Annotated in this window: 21 protein-coding genes; 7 read left to right on the forward strand and 14 right to left on the reverse strand. The window is 51.0% G+C overall.

The annotated features are described in order from the left end of the window. Positions 1–1803, reverse strand: a complete 1803-nt coding sequence (locus G5S52_RS21140) for a DUF294 nucleotidyltransferase-like domain-containing protein (RefSeq protein WP_165018278.1) — start codon at positions 1801–1803, stop codon at positions 1–3. A 183-nt stretch (positions 1804–1986) separates the two neighbouring features. Here G5S52_RS21140 and G5S52_RS21145 point away from each other — a divergent pair, with 183 nt between their 5' ends. From G5S52_RS21145 to G5S52_RS21155, 3 genes are all read left to right on the forward strand, one after another. Further along, positions 1987–3153 (forward strand): 3-phenylpropionate MFS transporter, encoded by a 1167-nt coding sequence (locus G5S52_RS21145; RefSeq protein ID WP_165018280.1) that lies wholly within the window; start codon positions 1987–1989, stop codon positions 3151–3153. A 109-nt stretch (positions 3154–3262) separates the two neighbouring features. Beyond that, positions 3263–6703 carry a PAS domain-containing hybrid sensor histidine kinase/response regulator gene (locus G5S52_RS21150; protein WP_165018282.1) on the forward strand — a complete coding sequence of 1147 codons (3441 nt, stop codon included), beginning with the start codon at positions 3263–3265 and terminating at the stop codon, positions 6701–6703. A gap of 1 nt (position 6704) precedes the next feature. After that, entirely contained in the window at positions 6705–6923 is a 219-nt protein-coding gene (locus G5S52_RS21155) for a hypothetical protein (protein WP_002541990.1), read from the forward strand. Positions 6924–6938: 15 nt separating this feature from the next. Here G5S52_RS21155 and G5S52_RS21160 read toward each other — a convergent pair whose 3' ends face one another. From G5S52_RS21160 to aspA, 8 genes are all read right to left on the reverse strand, one after another. Beyond that, positions 6939–7430 carry a hypothetical protein gene (locus tag G5S52_RS21160; RefSeq protein WP_165018284.1) on the reverse strand — a complete coding sequence of 164 codons (492 nt, stop codon included), beginning with the start codon at positions 7428–7430 and terminating at the stop codon, positions 6939–6941. A 138-nt stretch (positions 7431–7568) separates the two neighbouring features. Then, a complete protein-coding gene (locus G5S52_RS21165) occupies positions 7569–9296 on the reverse strand; it encodes a sodium:solute symporter family protein (protein WP_165018286.1) in 1728 nt (575 codons plus the stop codon). A gap of 12 nt (positions 9297–9308) precedes the next feature. Further along, positions 9309–9581: a DUF4212 domain-containing protein gene (locus tag G5S52_RS21170; protein WP_002541987.1), complete on the reverse strand. Its 273-nt coding sequence runs from the start codon at positions 9579–9581 to the stop codon at positions 9309–9311. Between the two features lie 191 nt (positions 9582–9772). Further along, a complete protein-coding gene (locus G5S52_RS21175; RefSeq protein ID WP_165018288.1) occupies positions 9773–10405 on the reverse strand; it encodes a MarC family protein in 633 nt (210 codons plus the stop codon). A 140-nt stretch (positions 10406–10545) separates the two neighbouring features. Continuing rightward, entirely contained in the window at positions 10546–11184 is a 639-nt protein-coding gene (locus G5S52_RS21180; protein ID WP_165018290.1) for a response regulator transcription factor, read from the reverse strand. A 135-nt stretch (positions 11185–11319) separates the two neighbouring features. Next, positions 11320–13134: a protein-disulfide reductase DsbD gene (locus G5S52_RS21185; RefSeq protein WP_165018292.1), complete on the reverse strand. Its 1815-nt coding sequence runs from the start codon at positions 13132–13134 to the stop codon at positions 11320–11322. 126 nt (positions 13135–13260) lie between these two features. Further along, positions 13261–14568, reverse strand: coding sequence for an anaerobic C4-dicarboxylate transporter (locus tag G5S52_RS21190; protein ID WP_165018294.1), 1308 nt, complete (start codon positions 14566–14568; stop codon positions 13261–13263). Positions 14569–14780: 212 nt separating this feature from the next. Next, positions 14781–16241, reverse strand: coding sequence for an aspartate ammonia-lyase (gene aspA / locus G5S52_RS21195; protein ID WP_002541982.1), 1461 nt, complete (start codon positions 16239–16241; stop codon positions 14781–14783). A 418-nt stretch (positions 16242–16659) separates the two neighbouring features. On the opposite strand from aspA, the gene G5S52_RS21200 reads away from it, so the two are divergent. Then, positions 16660–17172, forward strand: coding sequence for an FxsA family protein (locus tag G5S52_RS21200; protein ID WP_165018296.1), 513 nt, complete (start codon positions 16660–16662; stop codon positions 17170–17172). A 61-nt stretch (positions 17173–17233) separates the two neighbouring features. Here the strand turns inward: G5S52_RS21200 and G5S52_RS21205 are convergent, their stop codons facing one another. From G5S52_RS21205 to G5S52_RS21220, 4 genes are read right to left on the reverse strand one after another with little or no spacing between them, the layout of a single operon-like run. Further along, complete coding sequence (locus G5S52_RS21205) at positions 17234–19189, reverse strand: acetoacetate--CoA ligase (RefSeq protein WP_165018298.1); 1956 nt, start codon at positions 19187–19189, stop codon at positions 17234–17236. An 8-nt stretch (positions 19190–19197) separates the two neighbouring features. Beyond that, positions 19198–19818, reverse strand: coding sequence for a maleylacetoacetate isomerase (gene maiA / locus G5S52_RS21210; RefSeq protein WP_165018300.1), 621 nt, complete (start codon positions 19816–19818; stop codon positions 19198–19200). 18 nt (positions 19819–19836) lie between these two features. Next, positions 19837–20817: a fumarylacetoacetate hydrolase family protein gene (locus G5S52_RS21215; RefSeq protein ID WP_165018302.1), complete on the reverse strand. Its 981-nt coding sequence runs from the start codon at positions 20815–20817 to the stop codon at positions 19837–19839. Between the two features lie 29 nt (positions 20818–20846). Then, positions 20847–21986, reverse strand: coding sequence for a homogentisate 1,2-dioxygenase (locus tag G5S52_RS21220; RefSeq protein ID WP_165018304.1), 1140 nt, complete (start codon positions 21984–21986; stop codon positions 20847–20849). Between the two features lie 157 nt (positions 21987–22143). On the opposite strand from G5S52_RS21220, the gene G5S52_RS21225 reads away from it, so the two are divergent. Next, entirely contained in the window at positions 22144–22614 is a 471-nt protein-coding gene (locus G5S52_RS21225; protein ID WP_165018306.1) for a MarR family winged helix-turn-helix transcriptional regulator, read from the forward strand. A 5-nt stretch (positions 22615–22619) separates the two neighbouring features. On the opposite strand, the gene G5S52_RS21230 is transcribed toward G5S52_RS21225, so the two are convergent. After that, positions 22620–23969: an MATE family efflux transporter gene (locus tag G5S52_RS21230; RefSeq protein WP_165018307.1), complete on the reverse strand. Its 1350-nt coding sequence runs from the start codon at positions 23967–23969 to the stop codon at positions 22620–22622. A gap of 306 nt (positions 23970–24275) precedes the next feature. Between G5S52_RS21230 and G5S52_RS21235 the strand changes: the two genes are divergently transcribed. Both G5S52_RS21235 and groL read left to right on the forward strand, forming a co-directional pair. Then, positions 24276–24566 (forward strand): co-chaperone GroES, encoded by a 291-nt coding sequence (locus G5S52_RS21235; RefSeq protein WP_165018309.1) that lies wholly within the window; start codon positions 24276–24278, stop codon positions 24564–24566. A 45-nt stretch (positions 24567–24611) separates the two neighbouring features. Further along, positions 24612–26249 (forward strand): chaperonin GroEL, encoded by a 1638-nt coding sequence (gene groL / locus G5S52_RS21240; RefSeq protein ID WP_165018311.1) that lies wholly within the window; start codon positions 24612–24614, stop codon positions 26247–26249. The last annotated feature ends 555 nt before the right edge of the window (positions 26250–26804 follow it).

Here is a 26804-nt window from a genome sequence, read left to right on the forward strand (position 1 = left end):
CTAGTCCCTTACCTGATAGTGCGAAGCCAGCCGTTCTTTGAATTTTTTCACCACGCCTAGGCAATCTCGCAGCAAATCCCGTTCTGTGCGTGAAAGCTGGGTGACGTCTAACTGGTTGCCCGTGCTGGCATCGCTGTCGAGCTGTTGTTTAAGGCGCACCTTCACGAAAAGCTTTAGCGCTTCAGAGAGGTTATTGGCGGTTTCCTGATCCAGTGCCGTGCATTCGACCAGCGCATCCAGTCTTTCAAAGGTGTTGGTTTCGGTGAGCCCTTTTTCCAGTGCCAAGGTGCGAACACCATGCACCAGTGGGAAGATGCCGCCTTTTTTGACATCCAATCCTTCTTTATCCGCCTTTAAGCTACCGAAAAGCGTGAGGGGAACACGGAACGCAAGGCAGGGGCGAACGAAGGTATTGAGCGTCAACATATTGCTTTTGAGTGTGGCATGAAGCTTTTCCATCACAGGTTCCAGCAACGCTTTGTTGCCGGCCACCGCATGACTGTCCGCAATGATGGCTAGGTCCATCAGGGTGCGTTCGTCAGAAATCTTGCTGAGGGAGACCATTTCTTTTATCCACTCAGATTGGGTTTTTACCCAGCGTGGATTGTTAACCATGACATTGCCGGGACAGGGCGGGTAGCCCAGACGGCTCAACACTTCACTGAATCTTTCCATGTAATGTTGAACGTCTGGCCAATCGGCATCGTCAGCGAGAATGAGCCCGTTATCCTGATCGGTTTTCAGTACCTGTTCACCGCGACCTTCTGAGCCCATTACAAACAGGCAGCATTGATTGTGGAAGCTTTCTGGAATGGTGAGACGGAAGGCTTTTTCGATGATCTGTTCGTTGACGGCGGAAATCAGCTCCATGACAAATTGAGTGTGGATGCCGTTGTTGGTGAGATTGGCGACGAGCTGATGTTGGTTATTGGCTGCGAGCGCGAGTTCCTCAATCGAGTGCGCGCGGTTAATTTGCAGCGTGAGTACGTGAGAGTGCGTGGAAAAGAGACTCAGCACCTGAGTCATATCCAGCATGCCGACCGTCTCGCCATCTTCGGTGACGCGCACCCGTTTTACCCGGTCGCGGGTCATCAGGATCATCACGTTGAATAGATACTCGCCCATCTCGACACTGATGACCGGAGAGGTGGCAACTTCACCCACGGGAGACTCTAAGGTGCAGCCATCCTCAACCAATGCGTGCAGCAAGTTGGTTCGGGTAATGATGCCGATATTGTGCGGTTTTCCTTCGAGGGCGACCAGCGCGCAGTCTTGACGCTCGCGGCGAAGGTTTAACGTGGCATCCTGAATCGAGGTGCCATGGGGCATGGTCATGATGGGCTGGATGTTGGTTTCATCCACTTGAGTCAGGATGAATTCGGCAAGGTTCTGCTGTTGTTGCGCCTTTTCTAGCATGCGTTTTCGTTTACTGAAACTGGTATTAAAGTAGTCAGCAAACGACTGGTTTTGGCCATAGAGTTCGAGAAACACGGCTTTGGGCAGCACATAGCAAAGCGTGTCTTCTACCACGCGGTATCTGTGGTGCGCATGGCCTTTCAGTAGTGCACGGGCATCAAACAGATCGTCTTTAATATACTGCGCCTGCACTTCCTTGGTATCAGGGTTAACTTCCTGAACGCGTCCTTTGATGACGATATAAAGGGCATCATTGCCTTCCCCTTTTTCTATCAGGACATCACCGCGGCGGTAATAGGCGACATCCAATGAGGACAGCAGATGCTTGGCTTGCTTGGCATCAAGGCGGTCAAACGGGGGCGAGGAAGTGTCGAACGGTTCAGGCATGGCGGCAAACTCCGTGTTATTAACCACGCGCACAGCGTGTCTTTTCTACTCTCAGTGTGTCGTACGACCCGTTGCCTTGCCAGCCGACTTTAGTCTATTAATCCATGCTAAGTTGAGACTGTAAGTTTGGATGAATCGCTGTCAAAATAGCCACCCTCGTTGCGGCAGAAAGGATGCGCCAGAATGAGTTACCCCCGTCCCACCCCCTACTATTGGCTATCTATATATTACGGCGCCTATTTCTTTGCGTTCGGGGTTTATCTGCCTTTTTGGTCAGTCTGGCTGGCGTGGCTTGGCCTCTCTGCAGATGACATCGGTATCGTGTTGGGCGCAGGCGTTATGGCGCGCTTTGTGGTGAACCTGACCCTCACGCCCCGTTTTCACCTACCCGAGCATTTGCTTCCCGCTATTCGGTGGCTGTCATTTTTAGCCACAGTGATTGGTTTTCTGCATTTGATGGCAACGCCGGATTTACTCTGGCTAACCGCGCTTTCTATTGCGATTAACAGCGTGATAGGGCCATCCATTCCCGTTTCAGATGCATTAGCCAATCATTACAACCGCCGGAAGTTGATTGATTACGGGCGGGCGAGGCTCTGGGGCTCGCTGGCGTTTGTGGTGGGTTCCATGATGGCAGGAACCTTGGTGGAGCGCTTTGGGCCGCCAATCATTGTACCTCTCGCTGCTGGAGCGTTACTGTTGACCTGGTGTTGGAGTCTGTCTTCGCCACAGCAACTACCCGCGAAAGAAGAAACCCAAGCGATGGTTAGAACGCCATTGCTTCAGGTGCTTCGCGTGAAATCCGTGTTGGTGTTTCTTGCTACCGTCTCCTTCATTCAAGGCAGCCACGCCGCTTATTATGCATTCAGTGCGATTCATTGGACCCAGGCGGGCGTTTCCGACGTGATGGTGGGCTACCTGTGGAGCTTTGGCGTGGTGGTGGAAGTGATGATGTTTGCACTGGCCGCAAAGCTATTCGGAAATTGGCAAGTGCAATCACTGTTTCGACTGGCAGCACTGGCGGTGATTCTGCGTTGGTGTTTGACTGGGTGGAGTACAGATCTCGGCGTGCTGTTTGCAGCGCAATCACTTCATGGCCTGACGTTTGGCGTCGCCCATATCGCCGCGATGCGCTATATCCAGCAGCAGGCAAGCGACAAGATCATGGCGTTGCAGGCATTGTATAGCGCAATCCCCATGGGGGTGATCATGGCGCTTCTTACTGTGGTGAGCGGTGAGCTCTACGAACAGTTAAGCGGAGACAGCTTCTACGCCATGGCGCTTCTTGGCTTGCCTGTTCTCCTGCTGACATTAAAAACCGACACCGCGGGAGAAGCAGTAAGGTCCTGAATTTGCGGTACGCATTTAGAGCTCGCTCACGGAGATAAAGTGGCGCGTTGTTGTACAACTGAGAGCATGGTAAACAGACTCTAGTTAAAAGTTTGTCATGGAAGGGATTATGTCGGCGGGATGGATAGTGGTGCCGGTGGCACTGGCATACCTGGGCGTTTTGTTTCTTATCGCCTGGTATGGAGATAGTCGACCGCGCTGGCTTCGTGGCTGGCGTCCGTGGATATATAGCCTCTCTATCGCCGTTTATTGTACCTCCTGGACTTTCTTTGGCACCGTCGGGCAGGCATCGAGTCAGCCTTGGTCATTCTTGCCTATCTACCTTGCGCCCATTTTGGTCTTTACTATTGGCTGGCGGTTTCTCGCCCGGATTATTCTGATCGCCAAGCGCGAGCACATCACCTCGATTGCCGACTTTATTGCCGCCAGGTATGGGAAATCCCAAGGCTTGGCGGTGATGGTCACCGTGATTGCGGTGGTCGGTATTCTGCCTTACATCGCGCTGCAGCTTCGTGGGATCACCATGGGGCTGGACGTGATAGCGCCGGACATTGGCGAGAGTGCTGGGCTCAATGAAGGGCAAATTGCCTGGCTGGTCTGTATGTCACTGGCGATGTTTACCGTGTTGTTTGGTACCCGCCATATCGACTCCACCGAGCACCACCGCGGCATGATGATGGCGGTGGCCTTTGAGTCCATCGTTAAGCTGGTAGCCTTTTTGGTGGTGGGCTTCTTTGCTGTGGGCTTGCTGCTGGATGCTCCAGGGCCATTGCCGACACTGAAAGAGGCCAATGTAGTCGGAACGCCGGATTGGGGCGCATTGCTGGTTCATACTCTGCTGACCATGGCGGCGATTATCTGTTTGCCGCGCCAGTTCCACACCATGGTAGTAGAAAACGCCCGTGCGCAGGATTTGCATACCGCACGCTGGGTGTTTCCGCTTTACCTTGTGTTGATGGGCATGTTCGTTTTGCCATTGGCGTATGCAGGGCAAGCCTTCCTGCCGAATATGTCCGCTGAAACCCATGTTATCCAACTGCCGCTTTCCACCGGTAATGAAGGCATTGCGCTGCTGGCATTTTTGGGTGGTGCATCGGCGGCGAGCGGTATGGTGATTGTGTCGACCATTGCCCTTGCGATCATGGTGTCGAACGATCTGGTACTGCCACAACTGCTTCGCCGCATGCGGGTGTCGAATCGCAACTTTACCCAATTCTCCGGCCTTTTGCTGAACGTGCGCCGTGCGCTGATTTTCCTCTTGCTTATCGGGGCTTGGGGCTTCTATCAACTGATCCTCGAAGTGCCGTCGCTCTCGGCGATTGGTTTTCTCTCTTTTGCTGCAATTGCCCAGTTCGCACCGCCGCTTGTCGCGGGAATTTACTGGCGTCAGGCCAATAAAAAAGGCGTGTATGCCGGGCTCTTTGCCGGTTTCATTGTCTGGTTGATGACCCTGATGATGCAGACGGGCATGTTGGCAGGGAACGAAGACACCAACCTGGTACTCTGGATTCTGGCACCGCCGGATATCCCATTCTTCCGGTCATTAAGTCCGGTGAACTGGGGCATGATCCTGAGTGTGATGGTCAATACCTTCTGCTTTGTGCTGGTGTCGATGGCGACCCGGCCTTCGCTCAGTGAGCGTCTGCAAGCAGCGAGTTTTGTGGGTACACCGCTCCCAGAAGGGGATGATTCAAGCCTGTATCAAAGCCGTGTGACAGTGGCAGAGCTTGAAATGCTGGCGGCCCGCTTTGTTGGCCGTACCCGCATGCGCCAGACGTTCCGCACCTTCGGCGAGCAACGCGGTGAAGTCTTGTTGCCACAGCAGCAGGCGAGTGCTGCGCTGATTCGTCATACCGAACGTGTATTGGCTGGTGTATTCGGTGCATCTTCCGCCAAGCTGGTACTGACTTCTGCGCTGCAGGGCAGAAACATGCAGCTGGAGGAAATCGCTACCATTGTGGATGAAGCTTCCGAGCTTTTCGATTTCAGCCGTGGCTTGCTTCAAGGCGCAATCGAACACATCAGTCAGGGTATTTCCGTGGTAGATAAACAGCTTCGGCTGGTGGCCTGGAACCAGCGTTATGTGGAGCTTTTTAACTTCCCGCCAGATTTGATTCAGGTCGGCAGACCGATTGCGGATGTGGTTCGCTACAACGCCGAGCGCGGTTTGTGTGGCCCTGGTGATATTGAAGAGCACGTAAAAAAACGTGTGGGCTATTTGCGTCAAGGCTCGCCGCATACTTCTTCCCGTGTTCACCCTGATGGCCGGGTGATTGAAGTGCAGGGTAACCCGATGCCAGGTGGTGGGTTTGTCATGAGTTTTACTGACATCACCGCCTTCCGTGATGCGGAAGAAGCGTTGAAGCAATCCAATGAAACACTGGAAGCACGGGTTATTGAGCGGACCAAAGAGCTTGAAACCTTGAACCGTCGCCTTATCAGTGCCACCGCCAAAGCCGAGCAGGCATCGCAATCGAAAAGCCGGCTATTGGCGGCAGTAAGTCATGACTTGATGCAGCCGATGAACGCCGCGCGTCTTTTTGCTTCCTCTCTTAACGAAATGGCAGAAGAGAAAGAAACCCAAAAAATGGCGGGCCACATCGAGAGTGCGTTGGGAGCGGCTGAAGATCTTATCGGCGATTTGCTGGATATCTCCCGCATTGAGTCGGGCAAGATGAAGGCCAAAATCACCCACTTCGAGCTGGATGAAGTCTTCTCTACGCTGGCTGCAGAGTTTGGCGTGATTGCCAATGAGCAGGGTATCGATTTTCGGGTTCAACACACCGGACTTCGTATTCGCTCCGACAGACGTCTGCTGCGCCGCGTATTGCAGAACTTTCTTACCAATGCCTTCCGCTACGGTCGGGTGCTGCTGGGCGTTCGCCGTCATGGCTCCCAGTGCCGCATTGAGGTATGGGATAACGGCCCGGGTATTCCACAAGAGATGCAGCAGGACATCTTCAACGAATTTACCCGCATTGATCGCAAAGGCGCAGAGCTTGGGCTGGGACTTGGATTGGCGATTGCCCGCGGGATCAGTCGTATTCTGAACCAGCCTCTCAGCCTCCGCTCCTGGCCGGGAGAAGGGACGGTTTTTTCCATCACAGCCCGCATCGAATCAGCGCCTCAGGTTTGTGACACTGGCGTTGAGCGTGAAGAAAAGGACAAAAATAGTGAGCCACTCGCTGGGGTTCGCGTGCTCTGTGTAGATAATGAGAGGGACATCCTGGCGGGTATGGAAAGTCTGTTGACGCGGTGGGGATGTCAGGTTGATGTGGCAGAAGATCTCGATGGCGTTGTTGCGTTGATTGAGCAAGGCCAGAGGCCGGATGCCATTCTCAGTGACTATCACTTGGCGCCGGAACTGACGGGGCTCGACGTTTTGCAACGTTGCCGTGAAATGCTGGGTGATGACTTCGTCGGCGCTGTGATTACCGCCGACAGAACACAAGAAACACGAAATCTGGTGCGGGAACTGGGCTTTGGTTATATCGCCAAGCCAGTAAAACCGCTGAAACTAAGAGCGCTGCTTCAACAAGGGGTAAGCTGATATGGAAGCGTTTACGATTCCCCGATTAGACACCGATGTGGGCTTGGTTCGGGTCGAAGGGACCTGGGATCCAGTGACCGGAGAAATCCAACTGGTTGAAATTGATCAGATGGGCACAGACGGTTGGGTGGACGTGACTTTTTGGCTGTCAGAGCAAGAACACGAAGCGAGAGTGGCGGAAATTCTAACCGCCACCAAACTCTACCTCGTCACTCAATAAAATGACTGGAGCGGCTTATTGCTGCTCCTCGTTCAACAGTGTTTTGTACTCGACGAAAACCGCCGTCGTTTCACCGTAATACAGCGTACCGTCTGATTTCACGACCAGATGGATTTCACTGTCTTCTGAGTTCGGTGCTGGCAGATCAACCCACCATTCTTTATCGTCTGAACCATTAACATCCATATCGACAGGATTTGAACGGTCGCCTTCTTTCTGGATAAGACTGATTTTTGCCCCTTCCAATGGATATTCTGACGTCAGCTTTAACACCACTTCACTGTCAGACAGACTTTCCGAACGCAGCTTGAGTTTGAAGTCGCCATTTTCCAGTGAGCAAATACCACTGGTGTATCGACAGTTTGAGTCAGCAGCGAGTTTGTAGGTTTCCCCTTCTTTCGCTGCGTGGGGTTTCTCACTGACTGCTAAGTCCACGCCAAAATAGGCTATCAATGCCAGAATCGGTGCCACGAGCATGGCGGCAATTACGTGTTTGTTTTTTAACATGATAAAGAGTTCGCTTTCGTCCTTGGGCTAAGGGGTAACATACCATAGTGCAGCAGTCCCTCGAGGATAAAAAAAGCCCCTGAGCGGGGCTTTTTAGCGTTAACGTGACGCTCTTATCTAAGTGCTCAGCGTTGTTGATTAGTGGTCTTGCGCTTCACCCGCACCGCCAGGGATACGAACGTGCTCAACCAGATCTTTAACGTGTTGTGGGGTTTCTGCTGTGACACGTGATACTGCGATAGCGACACCGAAGTTCACGAGTGCACCGATTGCACCGAATGCGTTTGGCTCAATGCCCAGGAACCAGTTGCTGCCCCAGCTTTCCAGGTATTTCCAGTCCGCAATGAACAGGATGCCTTTGTGTTGGAATACGTAGAACAGTGTGATGGTGATACCTGCGATCATGCCGGCAATCGCACCTTCCTTGTTGATGGACTTGGAGAAGATACCCATCATCAGTGCAGGGAAGATTGACGAGGCGGCCAAGCCAAAGGCGAGGGCGACCGTACCGGCTGCAAAGCCCGGTGGATGGAGACCCAGATAACCTGCGAAGGCAATCGCCACCGCCATTGCAACCCGGCTCGCCATGAGCTCATTTTTCTCTGAAATATCAGGCCTGAAGACCCCTTTCAACAAGTCATGCGATACCGCCGACGAGATAGCCAGAAGCAGACCGGCTGCCGTAGACAGTGCCGCTGCCAGACCACCGGCTGCAACCAGCGCGATAACCCAGTTAGGCAGTTTCGCGATTTCAGGGTTCGCCAGAACCATGATGTCACGGTCAACTTTCAGCTCGTTCGTAGACTTATCAGAGGTGTAGTTGATCTTGCCGTCGTTGTTCTTGTCATCAAAGCCAAGCAGACCCGTTTTTTCCCAGTTCTTGAACCAGTCAGGACGCTCGTCATAAGCAAGGTGCTGGCCTGGTGCAGGGTTAACGGTGTCCATCAGGTTCAGACGCGCCATTGCTGCAACTGCTGGTGCAGTGGTGTACAGAATCGCGATGAAGAACAGTGCCCAACCTGCAGAGATACGCGCATCACGTACTTTTGGTACTGTGAAGAAACGAATGATGACGTGTGGTAGACCTGCAGTACCGATCATCAGTGACATGGTGTAAACGAACATGTTAAGGGTGTCACCGCGGACTGATGTGGTGTATTCACTGAAACCAAGTTCAGAGACCACCTGATCGAGCCGGTCGAGCAAATAGGTATCCGTGCCGGACATGGTACTACCCAAACCAATTTGTGGCAGAGGGTGGCCAGTCAGTTGCAGCGAGATAAAGATCGCTGGAATGGTGTAAGCCAGAATCAGTACACAGTACTGAGCAATCTGGGTGTAGGTGATACCTTTCATGCCGCCAAGTACTGCGTACATGAATACGATCGCCATACCGATGTACAGGCCCGTTGCGTAGTCAACTTCCAGGAAGCGACCAAATGCCACGCCCACACCTTTCATCTGACCGATAACGTAAGTCACCGATGCAATGATCAGACAGATCACGGCTACCACGCGTGCTGTGTTCGAATAGAAACGCTCACCGATGAACTCTGGAACAGTGAACTTACCGAACTTACGCAAGTAAGGCGCAAGCAGCAGTGCCAGAAGTACGTAGCCGCCAGTCCAGCCCATCAGGAATACAGAACCGCCGTATCCCATAAAGCCAATCAGACCTGCCATTGAAATAAACGAAGCTGCAGACATCCAGTCCGCTGCCGTTGCCATACCGTTTGCAACAGGGTTTACACCACCGCCAGCAACATAGAATTCTTTGGTAGAACCTGCGCGGGCCCAGATTGCGATCCCGATATAGAGAGCGAATGTGAAACCTACGACAAGGTAAGTAACGGTTTTCAAATCCATGACTACTGCTCCTTACTCGTCATCATCTACGCCAAACTCTTTATCGAGTTTGCGCATCTGAAAGGCGTAAATAAAAATGATGGCCAAGAAGGTATAAATTGACCCCTGTTGTGCGAACCAGAAGCCCAGCTTGTAGCCGCCGATACGAATTTCATTGAGTTGATCAACAAACAGGATGCCGCATCCAAACGACACCACGAACCAAACGGCAAGCAAATAAATCATCAGCCTGACGTTCTTTTGCCAATAGGCTTTGGCGTTATCTTGTTTCTGTTCCTCAGACATCACCATCTCCTTAAGTGACGAGTTAACGGATTGTTACGATTCGACAATAGCAGCCAAGGTACAAGGAGACACTGCAACTTTAGTCGACTGAGAAATGAGGCTAACCCCCTGCTATTAGGGGGTTTCTGTGATTTGAGACAAGGAAATGTCGTGTTAATGAAATGTTAAGCTAGACCAAGGTCTAATAGGCTTTAGGCTAAGGTGTAAAAGTCGAGTATGCCTTGTAGCAAATTACTTGTTGCAACAGCTGCAAGAATGAGTCCCATAACGCGGCTTATGATAGATGCGCCTACATGACCAATGATTCGATGGATAAAATTCGCACTGAGCAACAGCAACAAAGTCACCGCTAAAACCGCCAACATGATGCCTGCAGTGATCGCTTGCTCTGTGATGGCAAAGCGATGGTTATCTGTCAGCATGACGATCGCCATCATGGCACCGGGTGATGCAATGGACGGTACCGCTAATGGAAACACGGCGGTGGCAGACAGATCAGATCGGGACAGCGAATCACTGCACATTTTGGTTTCCTGATCCGGCTTACTTTCCCCAAAAATCATAGTCAGGGCAAAAAGCAGCAGTACTAGGCCGCCAGCCGCTTGAAACGCGGGGAGAGGAATTTGCATGGCTTCCAGCAGGAATTGCCCGGCCACCAGGAAAAACAGCAGAATCATGGTCGCAATCAAAATGGCTTTAAATGCCACGATACGACGCTGCTTTTCTGTCATGTGACTGGTTTGGGAGAGGTAAACGGGTACTGAGCCAATCGGGTCGATGACAGCCCATAGAACAACAAATTGAGTGATAAGCGCGCTAAGCAAACTTGGCCTCCTGATAGTGGGTAAGAGAAGGTCAGTCGGGGCTCGACATGCGCCGAGCCATGAGGCGTGATTATACACGTATTGGCTGAACCGCGCCTGAAAGGCGGATAGGAAAACATAAAACAGTGTGAGGAAGGAAGCTAGGCGTCAGATTCCATTTGCTGCAGCAGGATGACCGCCTGAGTACGGTTTTTCACCCCGAGTTTACGGAAGATCGCGGTCATGTGCGCTTTGATTGTAGCCTCTGACACATCCAACTCATAGGCAATCTGCTTGTTCAGCAGACCATCATTGAGCATGTTGAGCACTTTGTATTGCTGTGGTGTGAGAGAAGAGATCTTATCCATCAGTGACTCTTCATCGCTGTCATCACTGAAATCAATCCCAGAAGGAAAACAGGTTTCGCCTTCAAGCACGTGGTTGAGACTGTTTATCAGCTCACGCATGTCGCTGGATTTCGGAATAAAACCTATCGCGCCATTGGCTTTCACCTGACGGACTACGCTGGCCTCTTCACTGGCTGAAATCACCACGATGGGAAGCTCTGGGTATTGGACGCGAAGATGGATAAGACCGGACATGCCATTAGCGCCGGGCATTTTCAGATCCAGCAGCAACAAATCAATGTCGGGTTCTTTTTCCAGCAGGGCAGTCAGACTGTCTAGCGAGTCTGCTTCCAGCAAATTGGCACCACTGATCGCCATATGCACAGATTGAAACAGTGCATTGCGAAACAAAGGGTGGTCGTCAGCGATGACAATGGTGTATTGAGCGTCCATGGCGATTTCGTTAATACCTCTTTAACAAAAACGCTAACACCGGGGTAGGGATTGATCAATTTGCATAGGTGGGAAGTAAGAGCTTGATCCCCCGTCATTTGTGGGCAATGTCGGGGCGATCAAGTTTGTGTGCAATCAGCCTTGTTTGTTAATCAACTGATTTTGCTCAAGATGGGAAAGGAAGGGTTTAGCCTCCATAAATCCGGTCAAACGCGCATCAGGAAGTGAATTCCCGTTGGCATCCCAAAAATCAATAGTGGGTAAGCCTAGCACGTTAAGGGAAGTCAGCATTTTGATGTCCTGTGGGCGGTTGGCCGTCACATCGGCCTGCAACAGAACAAAGTTTTTCAGCTCTGGTGCCACGTTTGCATCATGGAATGTGTACTTCTCAAACTCCTTACATGCCACGCACCAGTCGGCATAGAAATCCAGCATCACCGATTTGCCTGCGGATTTCGCTGCCGCTAGCTCTCGGTTTAGATCCTCGATATTGGCAATCTTAATGAACTCGACCGATGGCACTTCGGCTTTCGCAGCAGGTGTAAATACGGCGTTATAGGTGTAAGCCGCACCACCACTCAGGCCGAGAATCGCGATAATCCCGAGCGCACTGGCGAGCTTGCCTGGCTGGAGTGTACGGCTGATGTGATACAACCAGCCGAGTGATACCAACATCCAGGCTGCCCACAGCCACACACTGACGCTTTCAGGCAGCAGACGCTCCAGCAGGAAGATAGGCGCTGCCAAGAGCACCAGACCGAAGAAGACTTTGACTCTGTCCATCCAGCCGCCAGCTTTTGGCAGCAGTTTGTTGCCAAACATCGCTGCGATGATGAGCGGAATGCCCATACCCAATGCCAGCGCGTAGAGCGTGACTGCGCCTGTCAGAAGATCACCGCTTTGCGCGACATACAAAAGTGCTCCGGACAGTGGCGCAGTGGTACATGGCGAGCAAATCAACCCGGAGATCGCGCCCATGGTGAACACACCAAGGTTGCTTCCGCCTTTTTGCTGGTTGCTGATTTCGCTTAGCTTGGTTTGAAGACTAGCCGGAAGTTGCAGGTTAAACACGCCAAACATCGACAGCGCAAGCAGCACAAACAGCGCACTCAAGCCAATCAACACATAAGGGTGTTGGAAAGCCGCTTGAAATTGTAAGCCAGCTGAAGCGACAACCAGTCCCAGCAAGGTGTAAGTCAGCGCCATACCCTGCACATAAAGCATGGAAAGTCGAAAGGTCTGCCCGTGAGTTTTCTTTCCACCACCCAACACGATACCGGTCAAAATCGGGTACATCGGCAATACACATGGTGTAAACGCCAAACCAATACCCAAGCCCAAAAACAGCAATGGCTGCCACCAGTTATCGGCGAGGCTGCTGACTTCTGTGGAAGACGAACTGGAGCCTGAGGAGGCTGGTTTTGCCGGTTCAACTGGGGTGCTGACAATTTGTGCTGGTGGCGCTTCACTGCCAGCGGCAACTGCGATTAATGGGACGGTGACGGTTTCTGGCGGATAGCAGAATCCCGCCTCTGCACAGCCTTGGTAGGTGACTTTCAGCAGCGAGTTATCCGTCGCTTCAAGCAGAGGTACTGATACCGTCAGCGGCTCCTTGTAAATCGAGACCTCACCGAAGAACTCGTCTTCGTAAGGTTGCCCTTGACGCATATCCAGCGCGCCAATTCTGGCGTCTTCACTGGGAACAACTTCTATTTTGTCCTGATAGAGGTAGTAGCCAGGTAGAACCTGCCAATCGAGATAAACTCGATCGCCTTGCTGGGTAAAGTTGAAAGGGAATGCCTGATCCACCGGAACGAACGCAGGCGCATTGCCCGCCGCCGGTGTCGGAGAATTGAAAAGGGTAAATTCCGCCTTGGCGGGAAGGGCACTTATCAGCGCCAGCGCAAAAATCGCAAAAAGTCGTGAGCCTATTTTGGACATGGCCTTCATCAAAACGGTTTCTTAAAATTGAATGAACTATATCACTGAGACCGGAAAAGCCCGAATTCGTTTCCAACTCAGATCGCATAATAAAAAAGGACGCCTGAGCGTCCTTTTTCATCGTCTTATTTTGGCTTACAACACAATACCGCCAACCACAAAGCCCAGCGCGACAGCAGTGAAGATAGTCACAACGCCTGGAATGAAGAACGGGTGGTTGAAGACCAGATTACCAATGCGGGTTGAACCTGTATCGTCCATTTCAACCGCAGCCAACAGTGTTGGGTAAGTTGGCAGAACGAACAGCGCACTCACCGCTGCAAACGAAGCAATCGCTGTCAGTGGCGCAACACCAATCGCCAATGCTGCAGGCATCAGGGCAACCGTGGTCGCACCTTGTGAGTAAAGCAGCATCGAAGCGAAGAACAGCACCAGTGCCAGCATCCATGGGTAGTCAGACAGCAAGGTGCCCGCGACTTCTTTGATGCCTTCAACGTGCGCGTTCACAAAGGTTGAACCTAACCAAGCCACACCCAGTACACACACACATGCTGTCATACCTGAGCGGAAAGTTGGTGCAGATGGGATTTTCGATGCGTCGATTTTGGTGGTTGCAACAATCAGCGCTGCTGCTGCCAACATGAAGGTCATGATGGCTTCGTTACGACCCAGCGTTGGGTTTTCAATCAGGCCGATTGAGCCTGAAATCGCTGCTGCATAAGCCACAACCAGCACGATGGCCCCCAGGAAGATGTACGTTGCTTTTTTCGCTGTAGGCGTGATTTCACGCTTGGTGGTGCCTTGCAGTTTGATCAGGCCTTTTTCCAGGCGCTCTTGGTAAACCGGATCATCTTTCAGCTCACAACCCAGGAAGTTCGCCACAAATGCGCCTGCCATACAGGCAACGAACGTAGTTGGAATACAGATAGCCAGCAGGGTCAGGTAACCGATACCCAGCGGTTCAAGAATGCCAGAGAAGAACACCACAGCCGCAGAGATTGGAGACGCCGTGATCGCGATTTGAGACGCAACAACCGCGATAGAAAGTGGGCGTGATGGACGGATGCCTTGCTCTTTCGCCACTTCTGCAATCACTGGAAGGGTGGAGAACGCAGTGTGGCCAGTACCTGCCATCAGCGTCATCAGATAAGTGACGATCGGCGCGTAGAAGGTAATTTGTTTAGGGTTTTTACGAAGAAAATCTTCGGCTTTCTCAACCAGCCAGTCCATACCACCTGCAACCTGCATCGCTGCAATTGCGGTGATCACGGACATGATGATCAAGATAACGTCGATAGGGATATAGCTTTGCGAGGTTGGCATTCCTAAGAATAAGGACAGAGCAACAACACCCGCGCCACCGGCCAAGCCGATACCAATACCGCCAATCCGTGCGCCCAGATAGATGAACGCAAGAACGACGAACAACTCCACTGCTACCATGGGTAACTCCTGTTCAGATTATTAATACAAAAAATAAAAACCAAACGGAGTCACTGTCTTATGGTGCTCATTGCCTTGTAAAAACTAGGGTTTTTAGGGCGCAGTGAATGTAAAAAAGTACCTACGTTTGGGCTTTAAAGCCCAGATGTTCAAAACAGCTGGGCAGAAAACTAAAAAAGGGTACTCATCGTGAGTACCCATTCTTTCAACGCTTAGTTATAGCGCTTCGCTTTATATTGCGGATGCATCAAGTTTTCGACGGAGAAGATATCATCGAGTTGCTCTTCCGTCAGCAATCCTCTTTCCAAGACCACTTCACGGACGCTCTTACCGGTTTCCGCACAAATCTTACCGACGATGTCGCCTTCATGGTGTCCAATGAACGGGTTCAGGTAAGTCACGATACCGATGGAGTTGTAAACGAAGGCTTCACAGATTTCTTTGTTAACTGTGATACCGTTGATGCACTTCTCGCCCAGGTTAACGCAGGCATTAGACAGGATTTCGATAGATTCAAACAGCGCCTGACCAATTACCGGCTCCATCACGTTCAGCTGCAGCTGACCGGCTTCTGCCGCAAAGGTCACCGTGGTGTCGTTTCCGATCACCTTAAAGCACACTTGGTTAACCACTTCTGGGATCACCGGGTTTACTTTCGCTGGCATGATAGAAGAACCCGCCTGCATTTCCGGCAGGTTGATTTCGTTGAAGCCAGCACGAGGACCAGAAGACAGCAAACGCAGATCGTTACAGATCTTCGACAGTTTCACCGCCAGACGCTTCAGTGCGCCGTGAACCATCACGTAAGCGCCACAGTCAGAAGTCGCTTCAATCAAGTCTTCTGCCGGGGTGCAGTTCAGACCCGTCACTTCCGCCAGACGCTGAACTGCCAGTTGTTGGTAACCTGCTGCTGCGTTGAGACCTGTACCGATCGCTGTCGCGCCCAGATTCACCTCAAGAAGCAGTTCCGCGGTGTATTTCAGGTTCTTCACTTCTTCTTTCAGAAGCACTGCAAACGCGTGGAATTCCTGACCCACTGTCATAGGTACTGCGTCCTGAAGCTGGGTACGACCCATTTTCAGTACGCCTTTGAATTCGGTTGCTTTTCCGTCGAATTCGTTTTGCAGGTAGTCGATGGATTCAATCAGCTTCAGGATACTGTTGTAGACCGCAATACGGAAACCGGTCGGGTACGCACAGTTGGTCGACTGGCTCTTGTTCACGTGGTCGTTAGGGTTAACAACGTCGTAGTCACCCTTCTCTTTACCCATCAGTTCCAGTGCCAGGTTCGCGATCACTTCGTTCGCGTTCATGTTCACGGAAGTGCCTGCGCCGCCTTGGTAAACGTCCGATGGGAACTGATCCATGCATTTGCCGGTTTCCAGAATCGCATCACACGCTTTGATGATGTAATCGCCCACTTCAGCAGGGATAACACCCAGCTCTTTGTTCGCCATCGCAGCGGCTTTCTTGGTGAAGACCATGCCACGTACGAACTCTGGTACATCAGAAATCGTGGTACGGGAGATATTGAAGTTCTCAACAGCACGAAGGGTATGAATACCGTAATACGCATCAGACGGTACATGGCGTTCGCCAAGCAAATCTTCTTCGATACGGGTCGCTAAAAGAGGGTTGGTCAGGTTATTTTCGAAATCAATCGTCTGAGACATGATTTGGCCCTAAATGAAATTTATATTGGTTATTCTGTAGCCAACAATTTCGCTGTAGAGTCCATTCATCAGAGATTTTGGCTGGGTGATCGATGTTTTACACCCGGTTTATGCTGGATGATTCTACTCCTCCGTTGCGGTAAAAACATGAGAAAGATCACCAATCAAAGCAAAGCGGAACGATTTGCATAGAACTGTGATCCAGATCGTTAGACAGCTTGTTTGTCTTTGTTTCCTATTGTTTTATCTGTCAGCCGAAAAGTATTGATACAGTTAAATTCTGTACAATATCCGCGTACATTGTTTAAAACCAAGCTACAAACAGATCTCCTTTAATGAGGGGAAATAACGACGCTGTCGATGCAATCATTGAGTCCAGTGTTACTATGATGGTTCGACACGAATATGAGGTTTTGCTGTGTTTCCAATTTTGCTGTTGATGTTCATTACTGTCCCTGTGATTGAAATTGCTCTGTTTATTCAGGTCGGTGGCGTGTTGGGACTTTGGCCGACGGTAGCGCTGATTTTACTGACCGCTGTTGTGGGGGCTTCATTGGTGCGCAGTCAGGGATTGCAGACCTTGATGACAGTGCAGCAGCGCATGAATCAGGGCGAGTTACCGGCACAACAAATCATTGAAGGTGTGATGCTGGCAGTGGCAGGCGTGCTGCTTTTGACCCCCGGCTTTATGACCGATGCCATGGGCATGGCGGTGTTATTGCCTTGGCCGCGAGCTTGGCTGGCAAAACAGTTTATGAGTAAGGTGAAAGTGGCTGGGTTTCAAAGTGGGTTTGGTGGTCAGCCAGGTCAGGGACCATTTGGTGGACAAGACCCCTTTAACCGCGGTCCTCACCAAGGTTCGAATGATGGGGGCAACACCTTCGAAGGTGAATATCAGCGAAAAGATGAAGATCGCGATCGCTTGAACTGATGCCATGAAAATCATAAAAAACGCCATCCTTCGGGATGGCGTTTTGCGTTGTGTTTTTTTCTTATTCCTGCAGCTCAGGACGCTCTTTGTATTGCTCTAGCGATTCTGGGTTATCCAGCGCGCTGAGCTGAGCGACCGCGCGGCCATGAACCACATCGCGAACGGCCAGTTCGGCGAGTTTTCCTGATTTGGTACGCGGAATGTCTGTGATAGGAATAATTTTTGCTGGCACATGGCGCGGTGTACAACTGGTGCGGATAGTGTTGCGAATTTTGCGTTCCAGATTGTCGTTGAGGTCGACACCCGGCTTGAGTTTTACAAATAGTACTACGCGGACATCCTTCATCCAGTCCTGCCCAATTACGACAGAATCGAGTACTTCATCAAGCTGATTCACATGACGGTAAATCTCAGCGGTACCGATGCGTACGCCCCCTGGGTTCAGGATTGCGTCTGAGCGTCCAAAGAACACCATACCGCCTTCGTGGGTGAGCTCGACATAATCACCGTGGAACCAGATATCTTCAATCTTGTCCCAGTAAGCTTTGTGGTAACGGGTGCCGTCGTTGTCATTCCAGAATCCGACCGGCTGGTTGGGGAAGCTGTTGCAACATACCAGCTCACCTTTTTCCCCCTGAACTGGAATCCCTTCATTGTTGAAGACTTCGACATCCAGCCCCAGTCCCCGAACCTGGCTTTGGCCGCGGTAAACGGGGGATATCGGGCTGCCGAGCACGAAGCAACCACAGATGTCTGTGCCACCTGCGATAGAGCTCAGTTGTAGATCCTGTTTGACGTGGCTGTAGACCCAGTCGAACTGCTCAGGTGCCAGTACTGAGCCTGTTGAGCAAAGTGCGCGGAGCGACGAAAGATTATGCTCGTCCATTGGGCTGTATTCTTGCTTTTCCAACGCTTCGAGGTATTTGGCGGACGTGCCGAAAAGCGTCACTTTTTGTGCATCGGTTAAACGCCAGAGTACGCCAGCATCAGGATAAAACGGCGAGCCATCAAACAGCACCAGCGTCGCGCCACTCAAAAGGCCACTGGCGAGCCAGTTCCACATCATCCAGCCGCAGGTCGTGAAGTAGAAAACCTTGTCGCCGCATTTCACGTCAGAATGGAGTTGGTGCTCTTTGAGGTGGTTGAGCAACATGCCGCCCACACTGTGGATGATGCACTTTGGTTTGCCTGTGGTGCCGGAGGAGTAAAGCACATACATCGGGTCGTTAAAGCCGATGCGGGTAAACGTCAGTGGCTCAGCCGGTTTGGAAACAATTGCTTTCCAGCAGGTTTCATCGCTGTTGGGCGCAGTGCCGCCCACATACGGGATCACCACCATGTGGGTGATGTTTTCCACGCCTTCACGCACGGCGCGCGCTTTGGTTAGGTTATCGTGGGTTTTGCCGTTGTAGTGGTAAGCATCGGTGGTGAACAGCACTTTGGGTTGAGTCTGACCGAAACGGTCGAGCACGCTATCGATACCAAAATCCGGCGAGGTCGAGGTCCAAATTGCTCCAAGGGACGACGTCGCCAGCATGGCGACCATAGTTTCTGCGATGTTTGGCAGATACCCTGCCACCACATCACCTTTTTCCACACCGCACTCTTTCAGATAGGCCGCGATACAGCTTACCTGACGTTCAAGATCTGCCCATGACAAACGAACGGCGGATTCGTCTTCGCCAGAAAACACGATGGCATCTTTTTCGGGCATATCTTTCACCCATTGCATCACATTTTCAGCAAAGTTGACTTCAGCATCCGGGAACCAGATGCTGTTTTTATTCGGGTCATTTTCCGGGCGGCTGATAACACGCTCTCCGCGTTCACCGACCACGCTCGCAAAGGTCCATAGTGTTTCCCAAAACGCGTCACTGTGTTTGACCGACCAGTCATAAAGCTGGTCGTAGTTGGTCAGACTTAGCGCGTACTGTCTGTTGACCTCATTGATAAAGTCAGTGAGGTTAGCATTGGCGATACGCGATGCGCTGGGTCGCCAAAGAGGCTGCTCTGACATGCTGTCTCCTAAACATTGTCTGGGTGCGCTTGCTCAAAGGCGGGTAACCCTTGGCAGCGCTGTTCTATTTCTTTCAGTGTCGGGTAAGGAGTCAGATCGAGTGAAAACCGGCGGGCGTTAAACAGTTGAGGAACCAGACAAATATCAGCAAGGGTGGGAATGTCGTCACAGCAGAAAGCCGTTTGTGTTCTTTCCACTTTTTTTTCGACCGCCGCTAATCCTGCTTTCAGCCAATGCAGATACCAGTCCAGTTTTTCTTCCTCACTGTGGCCCATGGGGCCGGTGAGGTGTTTGAGTACCCGAAGGTTGTTGAGCGGATGGATGTCGCAGGCAATGTCGAGCGCAAGGGCACGGCATTTCGTCCGGGCTGCATGGTCGGCAGGCAACAGCGAAGGAGAAGGGTAAACTTCCTCCAGATATTCAATGATAGCCAGCGACTGGGTCAGAACCTGACCGTTATCAACCAGTGTCGGCACCAGCCCGGTAGGGTTCAGGGCCAGATAATTGTCGCCACGCTGATCGCCGTCCAGCAAAGAGACGGCCTGTGATTGATAATTCAGCCCCTTGAGATTCAGCGCAATGCGAACACGGTATGACGCCGAGGATTTACTGTAGTCATAAAGCTTCACTGCGTGCGTTCCCTTTGATTACCTATACGGGACAACTTCCTGATCAATCTTGCCAAAGATTGAACGACCTTCCTTGTCATGCATCTCGATACTGACCTTATCACCATAGAGTAGAAACGGCGTTTTCGGTGACCCAAGATCCAGAATTTCCAACATTCGTCTCTCTGCAATGCAACAGGAACCCTTTGATCGATCAAGGTTTGATACCGTTCCTGACCCAATAATGGTGCCAGCGCCTAAATGGCGACTTTTGGCTGCGTGGGCAACGAGTTCTGCAAAATCAAACGTCATGTCCACGCCCGCATTGGGGGCGCCGAATTGTTCGCCATTGAGGAAGACTTCCAGTGGCAGATGCACTTTGTTTTCCTGCCAGCTTTCACCCAGCTCATCAGGTGTCACTGCCACCGGAGAGAATGAAGAGGCTGGTTTGGATTGGAAGAAACCAAAACCTTTGGCAAGCTCACTCGGGATCAGGTTTCGAAGCGAGACGTCATTCACCAGCATCAGCAGTTTGATGTGGCTACCCGCCTTTTCACTGGGCGTCGCCATGGCGACATCATCAGTGATCACGGCGACTTCGGCTTCGAAATCACAGCCCCAGGCTTCATCGCAAAGCTCAATGTTTTCGCGCGGGCCGATAAATTTGTCAGAAACACCCTGATACATCAAAGGATCAGTCCAGAAGCTTTCCGGCATGTCTGCGCCGCGGGCTTTACGCACCAGCTCGACATGGTTCACGTAAGCGCTGCCGTCCGCCCACTGGAATGCGCGTGGTAAAGGAGATTCGCAATCAGCGGGATTAAAAGGGAAGCGTTCGCCAACATTATTGTCATTCAAAGCGTCATAACGAGCCTGTAAAAGCGGCGAGAGGGTATCCCACTCATCCAGTGCATCCTGTAGGGTGAGTGCAATATCAGAAGCGTCTACTGCCTGAGTCAGATCGCGTGAGACCAGGATGAGTTTTCCGTCTCGGCGGTGTTTTAGGGAAGCCAGTTTCATCATCTACTCCTTAATCTAATGTCTGCGATCTATTCGCTACGGGGCGGCGTGCGCCAGGACAGGACGTAATCATCGAGTTCAGTTTGTTTCGCTGCCTCGCCCAAATCGAGCGGCATGCGGGTATCAATCATCACCGCCACTTCATCAGTTTCTTTCTTCGCAGCTTTGGCTCCGGCAGCAAATGCCTTTGGATGTGGGCCATGGGGGAAGCCGCAAGGATGAACCGTCACCATGCCGGGGTGAATGTTGTCTCGGCTGAAGAACTCGCCTTTGTGATAGAAGATGACTTCATCATAGTCATCATTGTTGTGATAGAAGGGCACCTTGAGCGCGCCGGGGTCGGACTCAATTGGGCGCGGCACAAAAGTACAAATCACAAAGCCATTGGCGACAAAGGTGGTGTGCGCTGAAGGCGGAAGATGATAGCGGTGACTCATCAGCGGTCGTATATCACGCCAGTTTAGCCGGAATACGGTGAGGTTCCCCTTCCAGCCAACTGCATCAAGTGGGTTAAATGGGTAGGTAATGCGGTTTATCGCATTACGGGATTTCAGGTACACCTGCCACGATTTTTCGTCTTGTTGCTGAGCAATAAAAGCATCATCGATCTTGGCATATTCCAGCACTGCCGGATCAAACACAGCATGATCGCCAACGATTCCACGCTCTGCTGTCATATAAGACCCATGAGTGGCTTCGATCATTAGCACAGTAACGGCAGAGTCAGGCTCAATACGCCAATTGGTGGAGCGCGGTAAGATAAGGTAATCACCATCGCGAAAGCGCAGGTGGCCGTAATCACAGAAAAGTGAGCCAGAACCTTCGTGGATAAACAGGCACTCGTCACCGTCACCATTTCGTACCAGATACTCCATTGCTGTGTCGCAGCGCCAGATCCTGACTTTCACATTGGCATTGGAGAGCAAAAGTGGTGCAGTCAGCGGGTTCTCACCAATATCTTCGACCTTATTGGTATCAAACGCATGAGGACGAAGATCGCCTTCCCATTCTGACCAGCCTGTCGGGGCATGTTTATGATACATGTGGGTGGCTGGGCCAAAGAACCCCTCTTTGCCGCATTCACGCTCAAACGTGCCTTCGGGTAAATCACAATGCGCCTGATGTGATGCTTTGCCTTCCACGATAGGAAATGAAAACCACTTTCGCATTTCTCCTCCTGAACTATGCAATGAGTGAGGAATTGGATTATAGTTTCATTTGAAACTAAATTTAGTCTAGCTGCACTGATAACAAAATGGCAACTTATGTGGGTGTTTTGTGCGCTGGCGCATGGGAAGTGAGTTAAGTGTTTGAAGGAGTATGTTGATGGCGCCACCTCTACCGTTTTACCTGGATGACTTTTTGCCTTACAAGCTGGTGAAAGCTGCTGCCCATGTGTCGGATTCTTTGGCACGGATTTATGAAACCGAGTTTGGGATCAGTCGTCCTGAGTGGCGGATACTCGCCTCAATGGGGGCGAAAGATGGCCTTAATGCCAAATCTTTGGTGACGGAAACCAGCATGGATAAGGTTCGGGTCTCCCGTACGTTAAAGGTATTAGAGGAAAAAGGGCTGGTGGTGAAAGTCAAAAATGAAGCCGATCAGCGCGCGGCCTATTTGCATCTTACAGAGGAAGGAAAAGGGCTGTATCTCACCATATTGCCGAAAGCAAAAGCGTGGGAAAGCGCGATGTTAGATGGCATTTCAGAAAAAGAGTACGAAAGTTTTCTTCGCACATTGGATGCTTTGTTGGAGAAAAGCGATGCTGATCCGGCAAGAGCCATTCGCGAACCTTAATCCGATCAGTGGTTGAGGGGCTCAAGTTTCATCTGTTTGCGAAGCGTCACGGCGTAAAGGTAGGCAGAAATACCCGTGATGCCATTGGCGACAGCAATACCAATAAACATCCCTTCCGTACCATCAATTAGGCTGCCAAGCCAGGCCATAGGAAGCAGCAACACAAACAGTCGAATCAGGTTCATGATGAAGGCATGAACCGGTTTTTTCATCGCGTTTAATGCGCTGACCAGCATCATCATCACACCTTGCATGCCGTAACTGACGGGAACCACAATCAGGTAATGCCACAGCTTGTTTTGTACGGCAGGTTCCTGACTGAAAATAGCCGCAATCGGCACGCTGAGTGGCACCATGGCCAGAAACACGATGAATTGAAACAGGATGGAAAAACGCATCGCCCGAAACAGGGCTTCGAATGAGCGTGTTGGGTTGTTGGCGCCGAAATTCTGTGCCATCAAAGGCGTCAGGGCAGAGGTCAGCGCCATCATCACAATCAACAGCAAAGACTCAACCCGTTGCGCTGCACCATAAGCAGCGACGGCTGCAGTGCCTTGCGCCGCGAGCATGGCCATTAAAATCGCACCGGAAATTGGGTTCAACGCATTGGACAGCGCAGCCGGAGTGCCAATGGCAAGAATGTCTCTCCAATCCTGCGCAATTTTCGTTGGTGACGGCCAGGCCAGTAGTTTCTCTCTCTTTATTAATACGTACAGCGAGCAAACCAGCGCGCCAGCCCAACTGATAGCACTGGCAATTGCCGCGCCTTTTACACCCAGCGCGGGAATTGGGCCCAGCCCAAAAATCAACAGCGGGTCGAGAAGACCATTAATAAAGCCAGCCACTATCATGATCTTGGCAGGGGTTTTGGTGTCCCCCGTGGCGCGGATGGCGGAGTTGCCTGCCATGGGGATAACTAATAGAGGGATAGTGAGATACCACACCGACATATAGTCATGAATCAGTGGCAACAGGTTTTCATGTGCACCAAGCATCCGGAATAAGGGATTGATCGTCGCCAGACCCAATGCGCTTGCAGCAATCACCAAAATGACCGCGAGCATCAACCCATGCCCTGAAAGACGGGCGGCATCAATTTGGGCGCTTCGACCCAGTAATCGGGCAACGCCAGTAGAGATACCCACACCAATGCCCATGGTGATGCAGTTCACCGCAAAGGTGATCGGAAAAGTGAAACTCACCGCAGCCAATGCTTCCGTGCCCAGCAAGGAAATAAAGAAGGTATCGACCAGGTTAAACGCCAGGATCGCTACGAGACCAAACACCATAGGGATGGTCATGTTTTTAAGCGTTTGGTCAATGGGGCCAGAAAGCAGGCCGTGTTTGTCCTTCATTCCAATCTCTATAAGAGGTAGCGCTGGGAAGTCAACAATACGCCAAGGTTGCATATCGTTATGTTTGCTAAGGCACGGCTACCCTAATTCATAGAATGTGATGGAGCAAAAGGTATTCGGTAAAAAAATAAAAAAATTTGTACTTAGCCCTTGGGATTGAGAACACCCATCCCCACCTTATACGCAAATCGATTTGAACCTTGAATTGACGCGTCTTTCTGGGTTTCAAAACCTAGGAACTTGCCAGGTGTGGCATGTTCCGATTTCCTTATCACATGGATCACTACATTTATCAGGAGACGACCGATGAACATTCGTCCATTACATGATCGAGTAATCGTTGAGCGCCAGGAAGTTGAATCAAAATCTGCTGGTGGCATCGTTTTGACTGGTTCAGCTGCAGAAAAATCTACCCGTGGCGTTGTGCTGGCGGTAGGTAAAGGCCGTATTCTAGAAAACGGCAATTTGCAGCCACTGGACGTTAAAGTTGGCGACACTGTTATCTTTTCAGAAGGCTACGGCACTAAAACCGAAAAAATTGACGGTAAAGAAGTCCTGATCCTGTCTGAAAACGACATCATGGCTATCGTTGAGTAATTTCTATTTCACTACTGAAGAACAGATTAATAAAGGAAGAGAGAAATGGCAGCTAAAGACGTTAAATTTGGCAATGATGCACGCACTAAAATGCTGGAAGGTGTCAACGTTCTGGCAAACGCTGTAAAAGTGACCCTGGGTCCTAAAGGCCGTAACGTTGTTCTGGACAAGTCTTTCGGCGCACCAACCATCACTAAAGATGGTGTGTCTGTCGCGCGCGAAATCGAACTGGAAGACAAATTCCAGAACATGGGCGCTCAAATGGTTAAAGAAGTTGCGTCTAAAGCAAACGACGCAGCGGGTGACGGTACGACTACCGCAACTGTACTGGCGCAGGCAATCGTAGCTGAAGGCCTGAAAGCTGTTGCAGCAGGCATGAACCCAATGGACCTGAAGCGTGGTATCGACAAAGCAGTAGCCGCTGCTGTTGAGCAACTGAAAGAGCTGTCTGTTGAGTGTAACGACACCAAAGCTATCGCACAGGTAGGCACTATCTCTGCAAACTCTGATGAAACCGTAGGTAACATCATTGCAGAAGCGATGGAAAAAGTAGGCCGCGACGGTGTTATCACTGTTGAAGAAGGTCAGTCTCTGCAGGATGAGCTGGATGTGGTTGAAGGTATGCAATTCGACCGTGGCTACCTGTCTCCATATTTCATCAACAACCAAGAGTCTGGTTCTGTTGATCTGGAAAGCCCATTCATCCTGCTGGTTGATAAGAAAGTATCAAACATCCGCGAATTGCTGCCTACGCTGGAAGCTGTGGCGAAATCTTCACGTCCACTGCTGATCATTGCGGAAGACGTAGAAGGTGAAGCGCTGGCAACACTGGTTGTGAACAACATGCGTGGCATCGTGAAAGTTGCTGCGGTTAAAGCACCTGGCTTCGGCGATCGCCGTAAAGCAATGCTGCAAGACATCGCGACACTGACTGCGGGTACTGTTATCTCTGAAGAGATCGGTATGGAGCTGGAAAAAGTGACGCTGGAAGATCTTGGTCAGGCGAAGCGTATTTCTATCACTAAAGAAAACACTACCATCATCGATGGCGCGGGTGACGAAGCTTCTATCCAAGGCCGTGTTGCTCAAATCCGTCAGCAAATCGAAGATGCAACTTCAGACTACGACAAAGAGAAACTGCAAGAGCGCGTTGCGAAACTGGCAGGCGGTGTTGCGGTAATCAAAGTTGGCGCAGCAACTGAAGTTGAAATGAAAGAGAAGAAAGACCGCGTAGAAGACGCACTGCACGCGACTCGCGCAGCCGTTGAAGAAGGCGTGGTTGCTGGTGGTGGTGTTGCACTTATCCGCGCAGCAAGCAAAGTTGTTGACCTGCAAGGTGACAACGAAGAACAAAACGTAGGTATTCGCGTTGCACTTCGTGCAATGGAAGCACCTATCCGTCAAATCGCACTGAACGCAGGCGACGAAGATTCAGTAGTAGCTAACCAAGTTAAAGGTGGTGAAGGCAACTACGGCTACAACGCAGCGACTGGCGAATACGGTGACATGATTGACATGGGTATCCTGGATCCAACCAAAGTGACCCGTTCAGCACTTCAGTTCGCAGCTTCTGTAGCAGGTCTGATGATCACCACCGAAGCAATGGTAACTGAACTGCCAAAACAAGATGCCCCAGCAATGCCTGACATGGGCGGCATGGGTGGAATGGGCGGCATGATGTAATCATCCCGTTTCCAGCCGAAACTGAAAAAGCCCGCGCAAGCGGGCTTTTTTGTTTTTAAAGAGTGTCTTAACACATCCCGCGTATTTACTGGGCTAGCGACTTACACAAATGAGTCAAAAATAACCGTGCGGATTCTTCAGCATGTGCTTTACTGAATAGTCTTGCGGTAAACAAAACAGTCATTGAAACGACATATTGTCGAAATCTGGATCGTGGCCTCTGATCCTGATCATCAAAGATCTGCAGAAATCTGTTTATCTTTTATACAAAAATGCTGTTTTTGGGCGTTATTTGAACACTTGAACGCGAAAGTGTGATTTTTTTCAAAAACCACTTGCGCCAAATTTCGAAGTCCCTATACTGCGCCACATGACACGGCAAGCGGCTCGCAGAGCAAGCTACCAAGTCAACGTTCTTTAACAATTTGACCTATGCAATCTGTGTGGGCACTCGTGATTGATAGACAAAAGATTTATCGATGTTTACTGAGTGACCAAATCAAGTTGGTACAGCCTTGAGCTGTTTTGATTTCACTTTTTCAAAAGTGAAAACCA

Origin of the sequence: Grimontia sedimenti (assembly GCF_011045095.1) — a bacterium.
Taxonomy (GTDB): Bacteria; Pseudomonadota; Gammaproteobacteria; order Enterobacterales; family Vibrionaceae; genus Enterovibrio; species Enterovibrio sedimenti.